Source organism: Stenotrophomonas sp. A3_2 (assembly GCF_036624925.1).
GTDB classification, from domain to species: Bacteria; Pseudomonadota; Gammaproteobacteria; order Xanthomonadales; family Xanthomonadaceae; genus Stenotrophomonas; species Stenotrophomonas hibiscicola.
This window is the reverse complement of record NZ_JAZKVY010000402.1, coordinates 1-17,990: the sequence shown is the minus strand read 5'-3', so window position 1 is coordinate 17,990 and position 17,990 is coordinate 1. Positions and strand designations below refer to the sequence as shown.

13 protein-coding genes are annotated in these 17,990 nt (G+C 67.4%); 2 read left to right on the top strand and 11 right to left on the bottom strand.

Annotated features, from left to right (window positions below):
• Positions 1–170 precede the first annotated feature (170 nt).
• From R5H29_RS22915 to R5H29_RS22890, 6 genes are all read right to left on the bottom strand, one after another.
• Entirely contained in the window at positions 171–710 is a 540-nt protein-coding gene (locus tag R5H29_RS22915) for a GNAT family N-acetyltransferase (RefSeq protein ID WP_134731277.1), read from the bottom strand.
• On the bottom strand, positions 703–3,828 hold the full coding sequence (locus tag R5H29_RS22910; protein ID WP_111098279.1) for an efflux RND transporter permease subunit: 3,126 nt from the start codon (positions 3,826–3,828) through the stop codon (positions 703–705). The genes R5H29_RS22915 and R5H29_RS22910 overlap by 8 nt, the downstream gene beginning before the upstream one ends.
• Positions 3,825–4,931, bottom strand: a complete 1,107-nt coding sequence (locus tag R5H29_RS22905; RefSeq protein ID WP_332329908.1) for an efflux RND transporter periplasmic adaptor subunit — start codon at positions 4,929–4,931, stop codon at positions 3,825–3,827. Before R5H29_RS22905 ends, R5H29_RS22910 begins: the two co-directional genes overlap by 4 nt.
• A gap of 271 nt (positions 4,932–5,202) precedes the next feature.
• Positions 5,203–7,266, bottom strand: a complete 2,064-nt coding sequence (locus R5H29_RS22900; RefSeq protein ID WP_332329907.1) for a TonB-dependent copper receptor — start codon at positions 7,264–7,266, stop codon at positions 5,203–5,205.
• 72 nt (positions 7,267–7,338) lie between these two features.
• Positions 7,339–7,770 (bottom strand): DUF2946 domain-containing protein, encoded by a 432-nt coding sequence (locus R5H29_RS22895; RefSeq protein WP_134735750.1) that lies wholly within the window; start codon positions 7,768–7,770, stop codon positions 7,339–7,341.
• A gap of 601 nt (positions 7,771–8,371) precedes the next feature.
• Positions 8,372–9,355, bottom strand: coding sequence for a LysR family transcriptional regulator (locus R5H29_RS22890; protein ID WP_019660022.1), 984 nt, complete (start codon positions 9,353–9,355; stop codon positions 8,372–8,374).
• Positions 9,356–9,562: 207 nt separating this feature from the next.
• Here R5H29_RS22890 and cysK point away from each other — a divergent pair, with 207 nt between their 5' ends.
• Positions 9,563–10,522, top strand: coding sequence for a cysteine synthase A (gene cysK / locus R5H29_RS22885; RefSeq protein WP_019660021.1), 960 nt, complete (start codon positions 9,563–9,565; stop codon positions 10,520–10,522).
• A gap of 213 nt (positions 10,523–10,735) precedes the next feature.
• Positions 10,736–11,335 (top strand): O-acetyl-ADP-ribose deacetylase, encoded by a 600-nt coding sequence (locus tag R5H29_RS22880; RefSeq protein ID WP_019660020.1) that lies wholly within the window; start codon positions 10,736–10,738, stop codon positions 11,333–11,335.
• A gap of 91 nt (positions 11,336–11,426) precedes the next feature.
• Here R5H29_RS22880 and R5H29_RS22875 read toward each other — a convergent pair whose 3' ends face one another.
• From R5H29_RS22875 to R5H29_RS22855, 5 genes are all read right to left on the bottom strand, one after another.
• Positions 11,427–12,575: a hypothetical protein gene (locus R5H29_RS22875; protein WP_019660019.1), complete on the bottom strand. Its 1,149-nt coding sequence runs from the start codon at positions 12,573–12,575 to the stop codon at positions 11,427–11,429.
• A 129-nt stretch (positions 12,576–12,704) separates the two neighbouring features.
• Positions 12,705–13,709, bottom strand: coding sequence for a class I fructose-bisphosphate aldolase (locus tag R5H29_RS22870; protein WP_019660018.1), 1,005 nt, complete (start codon positions 13,707–13,709; stop codon positions 12,705–12,707).
• A 161-nt stretch (positions 13,710–13,870) separates the two neighbouring features.
• The gene (gene pyk, locus R5H29_RS22865; protein WP_021203676.1) at positions 13,871–15,337 is read right to left on the bottom strand and encodes a pyruvate kinase; all 1,467 of its coding nucleotides are present in this window, start codon (positions 15,335–15,337) and stop codon (positions 13,871–13,873) included.
• 210 nt (positions 15,338–15,547) lie between these two features.
• Positions 15,548–16,201: an HAD hydrolase-like protein gene (locus R5H29_RS22860; protein ID WP_019660016.1), complete on the bottom strand. Its 654-nt coding sequence runs from the start codon at positions 16,199–16,201 to the stop codon at positions 15,548–15,550.
• A complete protein-coding gene (locus tag R5H29_RS22855; RefSeq protein ID WP_332329906.1) occupies positions 16,198–17,373 on the bottom strand; it encodes a phosphoglycerate kinase in 1,176 nt (391 codons plus the stop codon). Before R5H29_RS22855 ends, R5H29_RS22860 begins: the two co-directional genes overlap by 4 nt.
• Positions 17,374–17,990 lie beyond the last annotated feature (617 nt).

Below are 17,990 nucleotides of genomic sequence, written 5' to 3'. Positions count from 1 at the left end.
TGCGCCGCTTCGCCCGGGTACGCACGCAGCTGCCCTGAACGCGCGGGCTGGCCGCTGTTGCGGGGGGGGCCCGCCCGGGGCGGGGGGGGGGCGCCCCCGCGCCCGGGCCGGGGTGGGCCCCGGTACCCCCCGCCGGTGGGGCGCGCCGCTACAGCGGCCAGCCCGCGCGTTCAGGGCAGCTGCGTGCGTACCCGGGCGAAGCGGCGCAGGTCGTGCAGCGCGCCGCGCTTGTAGACCGCGCAGCGCTCCACGCCCTCTTCCTGGAAGCCGTTCTTCTCCAGCACCCGGGCCGAGCCGAGATTGAAGTCGACCACCGTGGCCTGCAGCCTGAACAGGCGCAGCTCGTCCATCACCCAAGGCGCAAACACACCGACCACCCGGGTCATCAGGCCCTGGCCCCAGTAGGCCCGGCCCAGCCAGTAACCCAGTTCGGCGGTATGCCCACGCTCGGCCACGCCCTGCTGGGCACCGACGCTGCCGCAGGCCTGGCCGTCTATCTCGATGGCCAGGTTCAGGGTGCCGGGAGCCAGCACGCGGCCGGCGAGGAAGGCCTCGCCATCCCCGCGCGTGTACGGGTACGGAAAGCGATCACGCAGGCCGCGCGACACCTCGGCGTCGTTGGCGTGGTGCAGCAGCGATTCCAGATCATCCGGGCGCCAGGGGCGCAATTGGAAGCCTTCACCTCGCAGCACGGTGGTCGGGTCAGGCATGGCCACCCACCGACGGTGATTCCGCTTCCTGCTTCTCCAGCTCGCGCTTCACCGCTTCCGGCGAGCGGGTGTACGGGGCCAGCCGTGCGTAGAACGCCGGCACCACGAACAGCGACAGGAAGGTCGAAAGGGTTACGCCGAAGATGATCACGATGCCGATCGTGCCACGGCTGGCCGAGCCGGGGCCACCGGCCACCACCAGCGGGATCGCGCCGACCACGGTGGCGATCGAGGTCATCAGGATCGGGCGCAGGCGCACCATCGCCGATTCGATGATCGCCTCGCGCACCGTGCGCCCGTCATCGCGCAGCTGGTTGGCGAATTCGACGATGAGGATGCCGTTCTTCGCGGCCAGGCCAACCAGCATCACGATGCCGATCTGGCTGAACAGGTTCACCGTGCCGCCACTCACCCACAGGCCGACCAGCGCACCGAGCACACCCAGCGGCACGGTCAGCATGATGGTGAGCGGGTGGATGAAGCTTTCGAACTGCGCGGCCAGCACCAGGTACACCACCAGCAGGGCCATCGCGAAGGTCAGCAGCACCGCGCCGCCGGCACTCTGGTACTCACGCGACTCACCCTTCCAGTTCACCTGTGCGTACTGCGGCAGTTCTTCCCGGGCCACGTTCTGTGCCCAGGCAATGGCCTCGCCCAACGGATAGCCTGGCGCCAGGCCGGCACTGATGGTGATCGAGCGCAGTCGGTTGAAGCGGTTCAGGGTTCCGGCCTCGGCCACTTCGCTCAGCGTGACCAGGTTGGACAGCGGCACCAGCTCGCCGGAGGTGGCACGCACGCGGATCGCGGCCAGGTCGGCCGGGCTGGCACGGCCATCGCGCCCGGCCTGCACCAGCACGTCGTACTCCTCGCCGTTGTCGACGAAGGTGGTGACGCGGCGCGAACCCATCATGGTTTCCAGCGCCGATCCGATCGCGGTGACCGGCACGCCGAGGTCGGCCGCGCGCTGGCGGTCGATGTTCACCCGCATCTGCGGCCGGGTTTCCTTGTAGTCCGAGTCGGGGCCGACCAGGCCGGGATTGTCGGCCATGCGCAGCAGGATGCGGTCGCGCCACTGCGCGATCTCGGCATATTCGGGGCCGCCCAGCACGATCTGGAACGGCTGCCCGCCACTGCGCACCAGGCCACCGCCCACCTGCGTGCGCACGCGCACGCCGCGGATGGTGTCCAGTTCTTTCTGCAGCGCGTCGGCCACTTCAGGCGTCCCCTCGCTGCGCTGGCGCCACGGCTGCAGGAAGATGCTGACGCGGCCGGTGTGCATCTCCTCGCTGGCACCCCAGCCGCCCGGCACGCGCGGGTTGGCGCGCACGATCGGCTTGTCCGGGCCGACATGCGGCGCCAGCAGCGCTTCTACCTGCTGCACCTGCTGCACGGTGTAGTCGTAGCCGGCGCCTTCCGGGCCGTCGATCATGATCTGGAACGAACCGCGGTCTTCGGCCGGCGCCAGTTCCGACGGCAGCAGCTTGAGCAGGCCCCAGCTGGCAGCCAGTGCGGCCACCATCACCAGCAGGTAGATCCAGGTGCGGTCGACATGGTGGTCGAGCACGCGGCCATAGCCCGAGGCCAGGCGCTCCAGATTGCGGTTGATGAAGCCATGCAGGCCACGTGGTGCCTGCCCTGTGTGCGGCTTGAGCAGCTTGGACGCCATCATCGGCGTCAGCGTCAGCGCTACGAATGCGGACAGCGCCACCGCTGCCGCCAGCGCCACCGCCAGCTCGCGGAACAGGCGCCCGGTATTGCCTTCCAGAAAACCGACCGGCAGGAACACCGCCACCAGCACGGCGGTGGTGGCGATCACCGCGAAGGCAACCTGCGTGGTACCGCGCTTGGAGGCCACCAGTGGGGGCTCGCCCAGGTCGATGCGGCGCTGCACGTTTTCCACCACCACGATCGCATCGTCCACCACCAGGCCGATGCACAGCACCAGTGCCAACAGGGTCAGCAGGTTGATCGAGAAGTCGAACGCGTACAGTGCGATGAACGCGGCCACCAGGCAGACCGGCACGGTCACCGCCGGAATCAGTGCGGCACGGAAGCTGCCGAGGAACAGCCAGATCACCGCCAGCACCAGGATCATTGCCTCCACCAGCGTGGCGTAGACGCGGTCAACGGCGGCTTCGATGAAGGTGGTGTTGTCGAACGCAACAAAGATCTGCGTGCCCTTGGGCAGGGTCAGTGCCACCCGCTCGGCTTCAGCGCGCGCGGTGCGCGCCACGTCCAGCGAGTTGGCGGTGGAGGTCTTGACGATACCCAGGCCGATGCCCGGCTCGCCGTTACTGCGGTAGTAGGCGCGGCGCTCGGCCGAGGCCAGTTCGATCTTCGCCACGTCGCCCATGCGCACCACGTAGCCATCGCGGCCCTTGCCCAGCGGGATGGTGGCGAAATCCTCGGGCTTGATGTAGTTGCGCTCCACGCGCAGGGTGAAATCACGGTCGGTCGACTCGATGCGGCCGGCCGGCAGTTCCACGTTCTCGTTGCGCAGTGCGGTTTCCACGTCGCCGGTGGTCAGCCCACGTGCGGCCAGCTGGTCGCGGTCCAGCCAGATGCGCATCGCATAGCGCTGGCGGCCGCCGATGCGGACCTGGGCCACGCCGTCGAGGCTGGAGAAGCGGTCGACCACATAGCGGTCGGCGTAATCGCTCAGTTCCAGCGTGTCCATGGTCGAAGAGACCATGTTGAACCAGATGATCGGGTCGGCATCGCTTTCGACCTTGGCGATTTCCGGCGGCCGCGCTTCTTCCGGCATGCGGTCGGCGACGCGGCTGACCGCATCGCGCACGTCGTTGGCCGCCGCTTCGATATCGCGGTTGGAGGTGAACTCGATGCTGACCTGCGAGCGGCCGTTGGTGCTGCGCGCGTTGATCGTATCGATGCCTTCGATGCCGGCCAGCGCATCTTCCAGCACCTGGGTGATGCGGCTTTCGATGACCGCCGCCGAGGCACCGGTGTAATCCACCGACACCGAAACAATGGGCGGGTCGATGGCAGGCAGCTCGCGCAGGGTCAGGCGGGTGAAGGACATCACGCCCAGCACCAGCAGCAGCAGGCTCATCACCACGGCGAACACCGGCCGCTGGATGGAGATGTCGGACAGTTTCATCCGCCGTGCCCCTCGGCCGCGGCCGGTGCCGGCGCGGCATCCGGTTTCGCGCCGCTGGCCGGTGCCGCATCCGTGGCCGCGACCTTCAGGCCCGGGCGCAGCTTGCCGGTGCCATCAACCACGATGCGCTGGCCCGCTTCCAGCCCCTGCTTGATCTCGACCACGCCGGCGCGGCGCGCACCGGTGACCACGTCCACGCGCTCGACGCTGTCGTCGGCCTTGATGCGGTACACGAAGGTATCGCGGCCGACCTGCACCACGGCGATTTCCGGGACCACCAGCGCCGGGCGCTCGGGGCGGAACAGCCGCACGTCCAGCAGCATGCCCGGGCGCAGCGCATGATCGCCGTTGGCGAAGTCGGCGCGCACGGTCACCGCACGGGTGACCGGATCGATGCGCGCATCGATGGTGCTGACCTCACCCTCGAAGGTGCGGCCCGGCCACGCCACGCTGGTGGCGCTGACCTTGTCACCGACGCCCAGCGCAGCCAGTTCCACTTCCGGCACCTGGAAATCGACGTGCATGTGCTCGATGTCATCGAGCGTGGCGATGACCGTGGTCGGGGTCACCAGCGAGCCGGGGCTGACCTGGCGGATGCCGAGCACGCCAGCGAACGGCGCGCGCACGCGGCGGTCACCGATGTCGGCCTGCATCTGCATCACGCGCGCCTCGGCCGCATCGCGGATCGACTTCTGCGTATCCAGGGTGGCGCTGGACACCAGCCGCTGGGAGGCCAGCTCGCGCTGGCGCCTGTACAGCTGGTCGGCTTCGTGGAAGGTGGCCTGCGCCTGCACCAGCGCGGCCTCCTGGGCCTGCCCGCGCAGGGTCACGATCGGCGCACCGGCGGCCACATGCTGGCCACTTTCAAAGTGCACCTTCTCGACGATTTCGCTGACCTTGGCCGTCACGCTGATGGACTCGCGCGCCTTGGCCGTGCCCAGCGCCTGCAGCGTGTCATTCCACTGCGAGGACTGCACGACCTGCGCGGTCACCGGCACCGCTTCGCCCTGCCGACGGGCGGCGGCCTCCTGTTTGCCCCCGCACCCGGCCAGAAGGGCCAGGCTGAGGCCAAGGGCCAGGGTCGAAGCAATGCGAGCCAACATGAACGGTCCTGATAGATCCACGGCCGCCGAGTGTAGGCAAGCACCCGTGGAAGCGATATGTGCCAAGCGTTTACTGGCGTGGCACCGGAGGCGCGATAGCGCCGTGAACCTGTTCCGTGCAAGGCTCGCAGCAGCGGTGTCGGCATGTGTCGAGGTGTATCCCGCCGTGCGCCGCAGGCGTTGTCATCGTAGAGTCGAAGCTGCCCGACAGAGGGCGTCGGGCGGGGACGGATCCTGGCGGGGATCCGGCCCCGTTTTTTTACCCGGCCGATCAGTACCGGTAGTTCACCTTCATCCACAGGCTGCGCCCGGGCTCGTTGATGCGTACCGGGTCGGCCGGGAAGCCGAAGTCGGCGCTGCCGGCCAGGTTCAGGTGCTCGCTGTAGGCGCGGTCGAACAGATTGTCGACGCCCGCACTGAGCTGCAGCTGCGAACTGAAGCGGTAAGCGGCATTGAGCGCGAAGGTAGCGAAGCCGGCACTCGGCCCCAGGTCCTGCGCGACCACGTTGCCCTGTCCGTCTGCGACACGATGCTGATGGGTCACCGCACGCAGCAGCGCACCGGCACTCCAGCGCTGGCCTTCCCAGTTCGCGCTCAGGCGCGCTTCCAACGGCGGCATCTGCGGCAGCGGACGCTGCTGGTCGCGGTTCTCGCCCCAGGCATAGGCCAGCGTGCCACCCAGCTTCCACTGCGCAGCCAGGCTCACTTCCAGCCCGGCTTCGGCACCGGCGATGCGCGCATCGACGTTGTTGGCCTGGCTCATGCCCATCATGCCGCTGCCATGGTAGGTGAACAGGATGTAGTCCTGGATCTGCCCGGCATACGCCGATACCCACGCATGTACGCGCGGCCCCTTGAACTGCAGGCCCACGTCGAGCTGGGTGGTGCGCTCGGGCTGCACGCCGGCGAACGCGTTCACTGCGCCCGACGGGCCATGGTTGGGCGAGAACAGCTCCCAGTAGTCGGGCATGCGTTCACTGTGGCCGAGGCCGGCGTACCAGGTCAGGCCGTCGGCAAGGTCCTGCTCGTAGCGCAGGAACCCGCTGCCGAGCCATTCCTTGCGCGTCTGCCCGGCGCTGGGATTGGGCCGGTTGCCCATCATGCCGCCGATCGATTGCCGCTCATCGCGGGCGCTGGCACGGTCGATGCGCAGGCCACTGATCCAGCGCTGGTCCGTGCCGGCACCCAGGGTCAACTCGGTGAACACGCCATAGCGGTGGAAGTTCGCATCGGTCTGCCACGCGGCCTGGCGGTAAGTACCGCGGCCCATGCCGTTGCGGCCACGGTGGCGGCTGTCCTCACCGTCCACACCGGCCACCAGCTGCACCTCCTGCCAGCGCCACTCGGAACTGGCCCGGCCGCCCTGAGTTCGGCGGTCCACATTCGAAGCCATCGGCATGGGCATCATGCTGTTGGGATTCGGCGTGCGCAGCGTGTAGTTGTCCATCACATGGTCGGCTTCGTTGTAGTACACGTTGGCCTGCAACGTTTCCCACGCGCCCGGCAGGTTGCGCTTCTCGAAGCGTGCCGCGTAGCTGGTGCGCTCGAACGCGGCGCCGTCCATGCCACGCCCGGCATAGCGCGCGATCGCATCGCCGGCACCGGCGGAGATTTCCAGCAGCGTATCGGCGTCCGGCGTCCAGCCGATGGCCACGTCGCCGTTCCACTTGCGCCACTTCGACGGCACCACGTCACCATGACCATCCTTGTAGTCGTCCGCTTCCGAGCGATTGCCGCTGGCACGCACGTAACCGGCCGGATTGCCCAGCGTCAGGTCCAGCACCTGGTCGTTGCGGTTGCGCGAGCCGACCAGTCCACTGGCATCGGCACGCAGACCGGGTTCCTCGAAGCGCGGCGTATCGCGCTCGAAACGGATGGTGCCGGCCGAGGCACCTGCGCCCCAGCGCACGCTCTGCGGGCCCTTGATGATGGTCAGCCGGTCGAAGCTCTCCGGCGCGATATAGGAAAGCGGATTGTCCATGCGCGACGGGCAGGCACCGATCAGGTTGCCATCGTTGCTGAGGATGTTCAGCCGCGAACCGAACATGCCGCGCAGCACCGGGTCACCGTTGGTGCCGCCGTTGCGGATGGCGGAGAAGCCAGGCACGGTCTTCAGGTAATCGGCGCCATCACTGGCGGGGACCGGCTGCCGCGGCAGGCGCGGATCGGTCACCCAGTGCAGTGGCGACGAAGGCGCGGCGGCAGTGACCACCATCGTGTCGAGGGTGCGCGCTTCTTCAGCAGGCGCAGCGTGGGCCAGTGACGCGGCCACGGCCAGGCCAAGGGCAACCGGCAGGCGCGCGCAGGCGCCCGCGGGGCGGGAAGTCATTTTCATCGGAACAGCTCCAAGGTACGCACGCGCGCACGGCGCCCGGTCAGGCGTCGTGCGGCAGATTCGATAGGGACATCAGCGGACGATGGAGGAGCGCGGTGGTCCACGTGCGGCATGCGCCGGCCAGCGCAGTGCCGGCAGCACCTGTTGCGACCACGGGAACACCAGGCGCGGCCGCCACAGCAGCGGCAACTGCAGCACCAGCACCGCCAGCCACGGCAGCAGGCGCATGGCCAGCACGCAGTATTCGCAGGCTTCGCCATGCATGGCGTGAGGGCCTGCTGGGCGGTTGGGTGCTGCCTGCGAAGCGCCATGCGGGTCGTGCCCGGCCATGGTCATGTCGTGCATGCCATGGCCCATGGCGGCGTGGTCCATGCCCGCCATTGCGGTGTGGTCCATCGGCGGCGCCTGCAGCGCGCGGCTGACCAGCGGCGCAAGCACCATCAGCAGCGTCGCCAGGACGGCGAGCTGGAGCAGAAGGCGCTGCGGGCGGGACAGGCGGGTCACCGCGCTAGTGTAGAGGCGGGTCCAGGGTTGCCCTGTGCGACGAACCGTCGCAGGAGGAGGTTTGTCGGCAGGGCTTGCAGCCCTGCACCTGCTGCGGACCACGGCAAGAGCCGAAGCAACAGCAAAAGCGGTTTCCTGAGGGTAGGCGGGGTGGGTCCGGTTGCGGGAGACGCCGTAAACCCATCCATGGGGGCTTGGCCGCGGCATCCATGCCGCGGACACTCCCGCAACCGGACCCATCCCGCCTTCGACAGATCTCCGCGATCTGCAGTAGATCCACGCCATGCGTGGATGCTTTTCGATTTCAATTCGAAATATTCGATTTCGATGGAGATTCATCCACGCATGGCGTGGATCTACCGTGTCGACCAAAGTCGACATCTACCAACAGCCGCCGGAATCTGTCAGAGGTGGGGCGGTGTCGGAGTGCGGGGTGTCAGCCGCATGGATGCGGCTGCCAAGCCCCCAGGGACGGGTTTACGGCGTCCCCGCACTCCGACACCGCCCCGCCATCCCACGGAATACCGCTTCTGCTGTTGCTGTTGCTGTTGCTTGAATGCCGCAGCAGGTGCAGGGCTGCAAGCCCTGCTCGACCAACCCCTCACACCGTGATGGTCTGGGTCAGTGACTCCCACGTCGGTGGCACCGGCCACGCCGCCGCCTGGTTGCCATCCAGCACCCGCCGCAGGTCACGCGGATCAATCTGCGGTGCCAGCACGTGCACCAGTTCCAGCGCGTAATCACGCAGCACCCGGTCGCGCGGCAACACCGCCCAGGCGATGCACTCGGCGATCGGGTCCGGGGCCGGCCACGAACGCAGGTCTTCATCGTTGGAACTGACCGCCATCTCGGCCAGCAGGCCTACGCCAAGACCCGTGCGCACGTAGGTCTTGATCAGGTCCGCATCCAGCGCGGTCAGTGCCAGATCGGGCACCAGCCCATTGGCGGCGAAGGCGCGTTGCAGGGATGAGTTCGGTCGGGTCGAGGATTCGTAGCTGATCAATGGCTGGCGGGCCAGCGCGGCCAGGTCCGGTGCGCGGCCGGCGCGGTCCAGCGGATGGCCCTTGGGCACCACCACCAGGCGCCGCCACCGGAACAGCGGCACTGCGATGCCATCGGTGGGCTCACCGCCTGCGGTGCTGATGATCGCAATATCGGCATCACCCTGGTTCAAGCGGTCCAGCGCGTCGGCTTCACCGGCCTGCTGCAGGTGCACGCTGACCTGCGGGTAGGCCTGCTTGATCGCCGCCACCGCCGGCGGCAGCACGAAGCGCGCCTGGGTGTGCGTGGTGGTCAGGATCAGCTGACCCTGGCTCTCGCGACGCTGGTTCGCCGCGTAGGTGCGGATGTTGTTGGCCTCAGCCAGCACCGCGCGGGCGCGGGCGATGACCTCGGTGCCGGCTGGGGTGACCGACTCCAGGCTGCGGCCCTTGCGCACGAACAACAGAAAGCCGAGCTCGTCTTCCAGCTGCTTGAGCTGCTTGGACAGGCCGGGCTGGGTGGCGTGCACGCGCGAGGCAGCGAGCGTGATGTTCAGCTCGGCATCGGCAATGGCAACCAGGTAGCGCAGCTGGGTCAGCGTCATGGGAGGCAGGCGGCGTGGGGCGGAGGTCCACTCTAGGGTCAATTGCCGTCACCAGCTTATAACCAAAGGTTGTTTAAGAAAGGTATCTGGTCATTTCCGGGCGTCATATGCCGGCGCTACGGTCAGCCGGCAGCCGCTGGCCTGAACAGCCAGCCCTCCCCCTTTGCCCGCCGAAGCCCGGCGCGGCCCCGTTTCCGGAGCGCTTCCATGGCCCTGTACGAGTCCATCCTCGATACCGTCGGCAACACCCCCATCGTCAGGCTGCAGCGCCTGGCACCGCCACAGGTCAGCGTCTACGCCAAGGTCGAGTCATTCAATCCGGGCGGCTCGGTCAAGGACCGCCTGGCGCTGGCAATCATCCTCGACGCCGAAGCGCGTGGCCTGCTCAAGCCGGGCGACACGATCGTGGAGGCCACCTCGGGCAACACCGGCGTGGCGCTGGCGATGGTCGCTGCCGCGCGCGGCTACAAATTCGTGGCCACGATGGTCGAGACCTTTTCGGTGGAGCGTCGCAAACTGATGCGCGCCTATGGCGCGAAGGTAATCCTGACCCCGGCCGCCGAGCGTGGCAGCGGCATGGTGCGCAAGGCGCGCGAACTGGCCGAGCAGCATGGCTGGTTCCTGGCCAGCCAGTTCGCCAACCCGGCCAATCCGGCTTATCACCGCAACACCACGGCCGCCGAGATCCTGCGCGACTTCGCCGGCAAGCGGCTGGATTACTTCGTCAGTGGCTGGGGCACCGGCGGCACGCTCACCGGCGTGGGCGAAGTGTTGAAGGTCGCGCGCCCGCAGACCCGCGTCATTGCTACCGAACCCGCCGGCGCCGCCCTGCTCAAGGGCGATGATTGGAAACCGCACAAGATCCAAGGCTGGACCCCGGATTTCGTGCCGGACGTGCTCAACCGCGATGTGGTGGATGAACTGGTGTCGGTGGAGGATGACCGCGCCATCGCCACCGCGCGCCGACTGGCGGCGGAGGAAGGGATCTTCGTCGGCATCTCCGCCGGCGCCACCGTGGCCAGCGCGCTGGACGTGGCAGCCCGCGCTGAGCCGGGCTCGGTGATCCTGGCGATGCTGCCGGACACCGGTGAACGCTATTTCTCCACGCCGCTGTTCGCCGATGTTAACGAGGGTTCCGACGACGACTGGCTGGCTGGCCTGCCATGACGCAAGCCGCCGGGCATTGCCTGGCGCCACCGCCTGCCGCGGATCCATGACCGCTTCAGCCTGCGTGAAGGCAGCGACCGCCATCGTGCGTGAAGGCCGTCGGATCGCAGCGCGTGAGACGGTCATGACGCAGTATCGATGCCCTGTCCCCTACCGTGGGGTACAGCCGGCGCAGAGGCTGCGCGGAACACCTCACAGGCAGGAGACGGACGCATGAAGATCGAAGTTTGGCAGGGTGACATCACGACCCTGGCGGTGGATGCGATCGTCAACGCGGCCAACGAAACATTGCTCGGCGGCGGTGGTGTGGACGGCGCGATCCATCGTGCGGCCGGCCCCGCATTGCGGGCCGAGTGCGAGCGGTTGCCCGAGCTGCGCCCGGGCGTGCGTTGCCCGACCGGCGAAGTGCGTGCCACCGGCGCTTACGCCTTGCCGGCACGGCATGTACTGCACACGGTGGGCCCGGTCTGGCACGACGGCCAGCGCGACGAGCCGGCATTGCTCGCCAACTGCTACTGGAAATCACTGCAGCTGGCCGAGTCGCTGGGGGTGCAGTCGATCGCCTTCCCGGCGATCAGCTGCGGTGTGTATGGCTATCCGCTGTACCAGGCGGCGCAGATCGCCGTGACCGAGACACTGGCCTGGCAGCGCAGCCATGCGCAGCCGATGCGCATCGTGCTGGTGGCGTTCAATACCGCGACGGCCAAGGCGTACCAGCAAGCGTTGAGCGCCGCCGGGCAAGGCGCAGACGGCGAACCGCGCGGCTCGATGCTGTCGCCGCTGGGTGATGCGGGCTTCGCCGCCGCGCACTGAATCCGGCGGTCAGCGTCAAGGAAAAGGCCGGGCATTGCCCGGCCTTTCCTGTTGCGCCCTTGTCCACACTCCCACGGAGTGTGGAACACGCTCAACGGCTGGCAGCTTCCACCGCGGCGGCATCATCGGCCGCAGCAGCGGCCGCGTCGGCAGCGGCACTTGCCGCCGAAGCAGCAGCCCCATCGGCGCTGGCGCCGTCCACCTGCACACGCACTTCCACCATGCCCGCGCCGTTGCTGAGGCTGGACACCTCGACGGTGTAATGACCGGCAGGCAACGCTTCTTCCAGGCGTGCGTTGGTATCGTTGCCACCGTCATCGTCGGTCAGTTCGACATCGCCGCCAACCACGCGCAGCACGGTATCGACCTGGCCGGAGATTGCATCCAGCCGCACATTGGTCGGACGGTCCAGCGTCAGCAGGAAGCGGCGGACGCCATCGTTATCGAGCATCGTGTACACGCTGCCGGACTTCGGCAGTGCGGTGCCATCGCGATCGACCAGGTTGCCCGGCAGCTCGATCCGATTGGCCGACAAGGTGAACATGCCACTGACGCCGTCGCCGAGGCCACGCGCGGTCAGCGTGTACTTGCCCGGCTTCAGCGACAGGGTCAGGCGCGAGTTGGTGCTGTCCCCGCCGTCGTCATTCTCGGCATCCACGCCCTGCCCGGACAGCTTCAGCACCGGGTCGAAGGCGTCCGAGACCAGCCGGATCTCGTACAGGCCCGCCTTGTCCACCTGCAACGTGTAGTCCTGCGAGTTGCTGGCCAGCATATCGACGATCTCGCCACTGCCCGCCAGCGGCTTGCCGTCGTACGGCTTCAGCTTCTCGGCGCGAAGGCGATAAGGGCCGAACGCGGTCGGGCCATCGGCGTTGACTGCCACCTGGTAGGTACCACTGCCGTTGGCACGGAAAGCCAGCGAGACGTCCCCCTCGCGCTCATAGCCTGTGTTGCTGGTGGATACCAGGCTGCCGTTGTTGAACACCGCAATCGAGCCGCTGAGGGCACCAGTGAGCTTCAGGCCGACCAGATCCCTGTCTTCCAGCTTGATCTGGTAGAGCTGGTGATGGCTGCCGTCATTGAAGTTGATGCCGCTGCGCGAGGTGATCTCGCCGGAGACCGGCTTGTCGAAATCGAGCGACGCGGCCTTGCCTGCCTCGGCACCGCCGCCACCGATGCGGTTGCACCCGCCGGCGACCAGGACCGTGGCTACGGCCAGTGTGATTGCTGCCAAACGCATGTTGTTTCTCCTTGGCCTTCCATGTGGTTCCCACGCACCGGCCGGGCGCATGGGGGCGGAAAAGATACCCGCAAAAGCAAACGCCGGCGTGATGCCGGCGCTGCCTTGTTCATCCAGCGATGGGACGGATCACCCGTTCCACTTGCCCAGCGCGGCCAGGCCATTGTCCCTGGCGCGCTCGTACACGGTCTTCTGGGCAGCAGCGTAGTTGCCCTTCATGTCCTTGGCCCACAGCTTCAGCGCGGCCTGCTGCATGGCACGGCCGTAGGAGAAGCTCAGCGGCCACGGCAGGTTGCCCAGCTGGTTCATCGCGTTCAGGTGCTCGGTGGACTGCTCGTCGCTCTGGCCACCGGACAGGAACACCACGCCCGGCAGGATGGCCGGCACGGTGCTCTTCAGGCACATCACGGTCGACTCGGCCACTTCCTCGACGTCGGCCTGCTCTTCACAGTCCTTGCCCGAGATGACCATCGAAGCCTTCAGGATGGTGCCTTCCAGCAGCACGTTCTGCTGGTACAGGGCGTCGAACAGCGAACGCAGGGTCGCTTCGGTGACTTCGTAGCAGGTCTCGATGTCGTGGTCGCCGTCCATGATCACTTCCGGCTCGACCATCGGCACCAGGCCGCATTCCTGGCACAGCGCTGCGTAGCGGGCCAGCGCATGGGCGTTGGACTCGATGCAGGTGCCCGACGGGATGCTCTCGCCGATGTTGATCACAGCACGCCACTTGGCAAACCGCGCGCCCAGCTTGTAGTACTCCTGCAGGCGCTCGCGCAGGCCATCCAGGCCTTCGGTCACCAGCTCGCCCGGGCAGCCGGCCAGCGGGTGCGCGCCCTTGTCCACCTTGATGCCCGGAATCATGCCGTGGTCGGCCATGTACTTGGCGAACGGCACGCCGTCCTTGGTCGACTGGCGGATGGTTTCGTCAAACAGGATGGCGCCGGAGATGTGCTCGTTGAGCTTCGGCGTGGTCAGCAGCAGTTCGCGGTAGGCACGACGGTTCTCCTCGGTGTTCTCGATACCGACGCCAGCGAAACGCTTGGCGATGGTAGCGGTGGATTCGTCGATCGCGATGATGCCCTTGCCCGGGGCAACCATGGCCTGGGCGGTTTCAGCCAGCTGTTCGATGCTCATGTACTTCCTGTGGCGGGTGCGGGAAAAACACAAGTATAGCCCCGCCGCCCGTTGCGCCGGCGTGCAGGCCAGAATGGAAACGATTCCAATGTCGGCGCAGGACAAGCGATGTCCTGCGGCACGGGGTCAGAGCCCTTGCGGGGATCCGACCCCGGCGGGCCTCAGAGGTCGCCCAGGCCGATGGCGCGGCCGTCCTCTCCCACTTCCAGCAGGCGCAGGGTATTGGTGGCACCGTGGGTTTCCATGTGCTCGCCACTGGTGAACACGACGCGGTCACCGGCCTGCAGCAGTTCGGCTTCCACCAGCAGGCGGATGCTGCCGCGCGCGGCTTCGCGCGGGGTCAGGCCCCGGCTGTCGAAGTTGATCGGGAACACATCGCGCATCAGGGCCATCTGGCGGCGCGCGCCGTCGTGGCGGGTGACTGCGAACACCGGCGCCTTGGCGCGGAACCGCGACAGGTAGCGGGCGGTGCCACCGGATTCGGTCATCGCCACGATCGCACGCACGCCCACGTGCTGCGACAGGAACATGGTGGCCATGGCAATCGCCTGGTCGGCACGTTCCAGATTACGCGGCGAGGCGTTGAAGTCGGTCTCGGTCTGGAACTGGCGCTCGGCACCCAGGCAGATACGCGCCATCGCTTCCACCGCCTTGACCGGCCAGGCACCGGCAGCGGTCTCGGCAGACAGCATCACCGCGTCGGTGCCATCGATCACCGAGTTGGCCACGTCCAGCACTTCGGCGCGGGTCGGGATCGGGCTTTCAACCATCGACTGCAGCATCTGCGTGGCGGTGATCACCACCTTGTTCTGCGCAAGCGAGGCCTTGATGATCTTCTTCTGCAGGCCGGGCAGCTCGGCATCGCCGATTTCCACGCCGAGGTCGCCACGGGCGACCATCACAACGTCACTGGCCTCGACGATCTCTTCCAGGTTCTCGATCGCCTCGGTGCGCTCGATCTTCGACACCAGCGCGGCATCGCAGCCGTGCGAGCGGGCGATCTCGCGCGCGTCGTTCATGTCCTGCGCGTTGCGGCAGAACGACACGGCGATGAAGTCGACACCGATCTTGGCGACGATGCCGATCAGTTCCTTGTCGCGCTCGGTCAGTGCGCCCAGCGAGAGGCCACCGCCCTGCTTGTTCAGTCCCTTGCGATCAGACAGCGCGCCGTCGTTGAGCACGGTGCTGATGATGCGCTCGCCCTGCACCTCCACCACCTGCAGCTGCATCAGGCCATCATCGAGCAGCAGGACATCGCCCGGGCCGACGTCCTGCGGCAGGCCGAGGTAGCTGACGCCTACCTGGGTCGCATCGCCGGGGCCGGCGTTGGTGCTGGCGATCAGGTCGAAGCGGTCACCCGCCTTGAGCTGCACCTTGCCTTCGGCAAAGCGCTCGATGCGGATCTTCGGGCCCGGCAGGTCGGCCAGGATGCCCACTTCCACGCCCACGCGGGCAGCGGCGGCACGCACTTCGGCGGCACGCTTGGCCTGGCCGGAGGGGTCGCCATGGCTGAAGTTCAGGCGTACCACGTTGACGCCGGCGCGGAAAAGATCCTCCAGCACGCCCGGCGGATCAGTGGCCGGACCGAGGGTGGCAAGGATCTTGGTGCGACGCTGACGCTCGAACATGGTGAATGGGCCTCTCCCGGTAAAGGACGGAAATTAGCACATCCTTCACGTCGCATGTATACGGTTACAGCCTTGTGCCGCTTGTCTTCGCGGGTCATGGAACGGACATCACCCGGACATACGCCGGCGCAGGCAGTTCTGTAGAGCCGAGCCCATGCTCGGCTGGGCATAGGCCGAAGCAGCCGAGCATGGGCTTGGCTCTACAGGAGCCTAGGCCAACAGCGTCGTCAGCTGCGCCGGCTCACGGGCCAGCTGACCCGCGCCGGCTTCGGTCAGTTCGGCCTCACCGCCAAAGCCCCACAGCACGCCCACACTGCGCAGGCCGTGGTGGCGCGCGCCTTCGATGTCCATGCGGCGGTCGCCGATCATCCAGCACTGCGCAGGCTGCACCTGCAGCCGACGCAACGCCTCGCCGACCAGTTCCGGCTTGTGGCTGCGCGAGCCGTCCAGGGTCGAACCGACGATCTCCTCGAACAGCCCGCCGAACGGCAGGTGGGCAAGGATGCGGCGCGCATGCGGCTCGTTCTTGGCCGTGACCACCGCCAGGCGGTGGCCGCGACCATGCAACGTGCGCAGGGTGTCCTCCACCTGCGGGTACACCGTGTGCTCGCGCCAGCCTTCGACATCGAAGCGCTCCCGGTAGTAGCCCACTGCCTGTTCCACCCGCGCCGGTTCACCGAACAGCGGCATGAAGGTGGTACGCAGCGACGGACCGATCCAGCCCCGCAGGGTGTCCTGCGGCGGCACCGGGTATTCCATCTTCTGCAGCGCATAGGCGATGCAGGCGGTGATGCCCACCTGCGAATCGATCAGCGTGCCGTCCAGGTCGAAGAACAGCACATCCTTGCCGCGCTCGCCACTCATGCGCCGCGCGCGTCGAGTGCGGCCACCGCCGGCAGGGTCTTGCCTTCCAGGAACTCCAGGAACGCACCGCCGCCGGTGGAGATGTAGCTGACCTGCTGGGCGATATCGAACTTGTCGACTGCGGCCAGGGTGTCGCCGCCACCGGCGATGGAGAATGCCCTCGAGCTGGCGATCGCGCGGGCCAGCGCTTCGGTGCCCTTGCTGAAGGCCTCGAACTCGAACACGCCGACCGGGCCGTTCCAGACCACGGTGCCGGCCTTCTCGATCAGCTGCGCGTACTGCGCGGCGGTCTGCGGGCCGATGTCCAGGATCAGGTCGTCTTCGGCAACGGCATCGACCGCCTTCACTTCCGCGGCAGCGTCGGGCAGGAACTGCTTGGCGGTGACCACGTCCACCGGCAACGGAATGTCGGCGCCACGCGCCTTCGCATCGGCCACGATCTTCTTCGCCGTGTCCAGCAGGTCCGGTTCATACAGCGACTTGCCGACGTTATGGCCAGCGGCAGCAATGAAAGTATTGGCGATGCCGCCACCCACGATCAGCTGATCGACCTTGCCGACCAGGTTGGCCAGCAGTTCCAGCTTGGTGCTGACCTTGCTGCCGGCGACGATGGCAAGCAACGGCTTGGCCGGTGCATCCAGCGCCTGCGCCAGCGCGTCCAGCTCGGCCATCAGCAGCGGGCCACCGGCCGCGACCGGTGCGAAGCGGATGACACCATGGGTGGAGGCCTGCGCACGGTGCGCGGTGCCGAAGGCATCCATCACGAACACATCGCATAGCGCCGCGTACTTCTTCGACAGGGCTTCATCGTCCTTGCCCTCGCCGACGTTCATGCGGCAATTTTCCAGCAGCACCAGCTGGCCCGGCTGCACCTCGACGCCGTCGACCCAGTCACGCACCAGCGGCACTTCGCGGCCGAGCAGCTCGGACAGGCGCGCAGCCACCGGGGCCAGTGAATCGGCTTCGCTCCACACGCCTTCCTTCGGGCGCCCCAGATGCGAGGTGACCATCACCGCCGCGCCCTGCTCCAGCGCACGCTTGAGCGTCGGCAGCGAAGCGGTGATGCGCTGTTCGGAAGTGATGCGGCCATTCTCGATCGGCACGTTCAGATCCTGGCGGATCAGCACGCGCTTGCCGGAGAGGTCGAGGTCGGTCATGCGGACGATGGACATGGGCAACTCTTTGGCTCAGGGACGGGATGCCGGGGTACGGCAGACGGCCATTGTATCGGGTGCGGGTGGTGGGAGGGCCGATGCCTGCGGCAGGCAGAGGCGCACGGCAACGGCAACGGCAACGGCAACAGCAACAGCAACTGCCAAAGCGCTGACGCTTCATGATGCTGGGGGTGGGCCGGGGCGGTGTGGGGTGGCAGGGGGCGCCGTGAATCCGTCCATGGAGGCTTGGCAGCCGCATCCATGCGGCTGACACCCCTGCCAACCCACACGGCCCCGGCCTCGACAGGTTCATGTGACGGAGCGGATGGCAAAGGCAAGAGCGGTTTCTGATGTCGGAGAAAAATGTAGAGCCGAGCCCGTGCTCGGCTGGGTCTTATCGCGAACAGCAGCCGAGCGTGGGCTCGGCTCTACAAAGAGCGCCCTGCCAAGCAGCTTTTGCTCTTCTTTTTTTCTTTCCGTGGGTGGACGCACACGGAAATTGTCAGAGGCCGGGGGGGGTGGGTGCGGGGGGGTGTCAGCCGCTGGGCCCCGAGGCTGGCCTGGGGCGGGTTGGGCAGGACGCCCAACCCCGGTCTTGCCGGGTGCGCAGGACAGCGAACACGAGCAAGCCGCTG

Coding starts and splice junctions, on each gene's coding strand:
- R5H29_RS22915 (WP_134731277.1), bottom strand. CDS start 710: ATGCCTGACCCGACCACCGTGCTGCGAGGTGAAGGCTTCCAATTGCGC.
- R5H29_RS22890 (WP_019660022.1), bottom strand. CDS start 9,355: ATGACGCTGACCCAGCTGCGCTACCTGGTTGCCATTGCCGATGCCGAG.
- R5H29_RS22880 (WP_019660020.1), top strand. CDS start 10,736: ATGAAGATCGAAGTTTGGCAGGGTGACATCACGACCCTGGCGGTGGAT.
- R5H29_RS22910 (WP_111098279.1), bottom strand. CDS start 3,828: ATGAAACTGTCCGACATCTCCATCCAGCGGCCGGTGTTCGCCGTGGTG.
- R5H29_RS22870 (WP_019660018.1), bottom strand. CDS start 13,709: ATGAGCATCGAACAGCTGGCTGAAACCGCCCAGGCCATGGTTGCCCCG.
- pyk (WP_021203676.1), bottom strand. CDS start 15,337: ATGTTCGAGCGTCAGCGTCGCACCAAGATCCTTGCCACCCTCGGTCCG.
- R5H29_RS22860 (WP_019660016.1), bottom strand. CDS start 16,201: ATGAGTGGCGAGCGCGGCAAGGATGTGCTGTTCTTCGACCTGGACGGC.
- cysK (WP_019660021.1), top strand. CDS start 9,563: ATGGCCCTGTACGAGTCCATCCTCGATACCGTCGGCAACACCCCCATC.
- R5H29_RS22900 (WP_332329907.1), bottom strand. CDS start 7,266: ATGAAAATGACTTCCCGCCCCGCGGGCGCCTGCGCGCGCCTGCCGGTT.
- R5H29_RS22905 (WP_332329908.1), bottom strand. CDS start 4,931: ATGTTGGCTCGCATTGCTTCGACCCTGGCCCTTGGCCTCAGCCTGGCC.
- R5H29_RS22875 (WP_019660019.1), bottom strand. CDS start 12,575: ATGCGTTTGGCAGCAATCACACTGGCCGTAGCCACGGTCCTGGTCGCC.
- R5H29_RS22855 (WP_332329906.1), bottom strand. CDS start 17,373: ATGTCCATCGTCCGCATGACCGACCTCGACCTCTCCGGCAAGCGCGTG.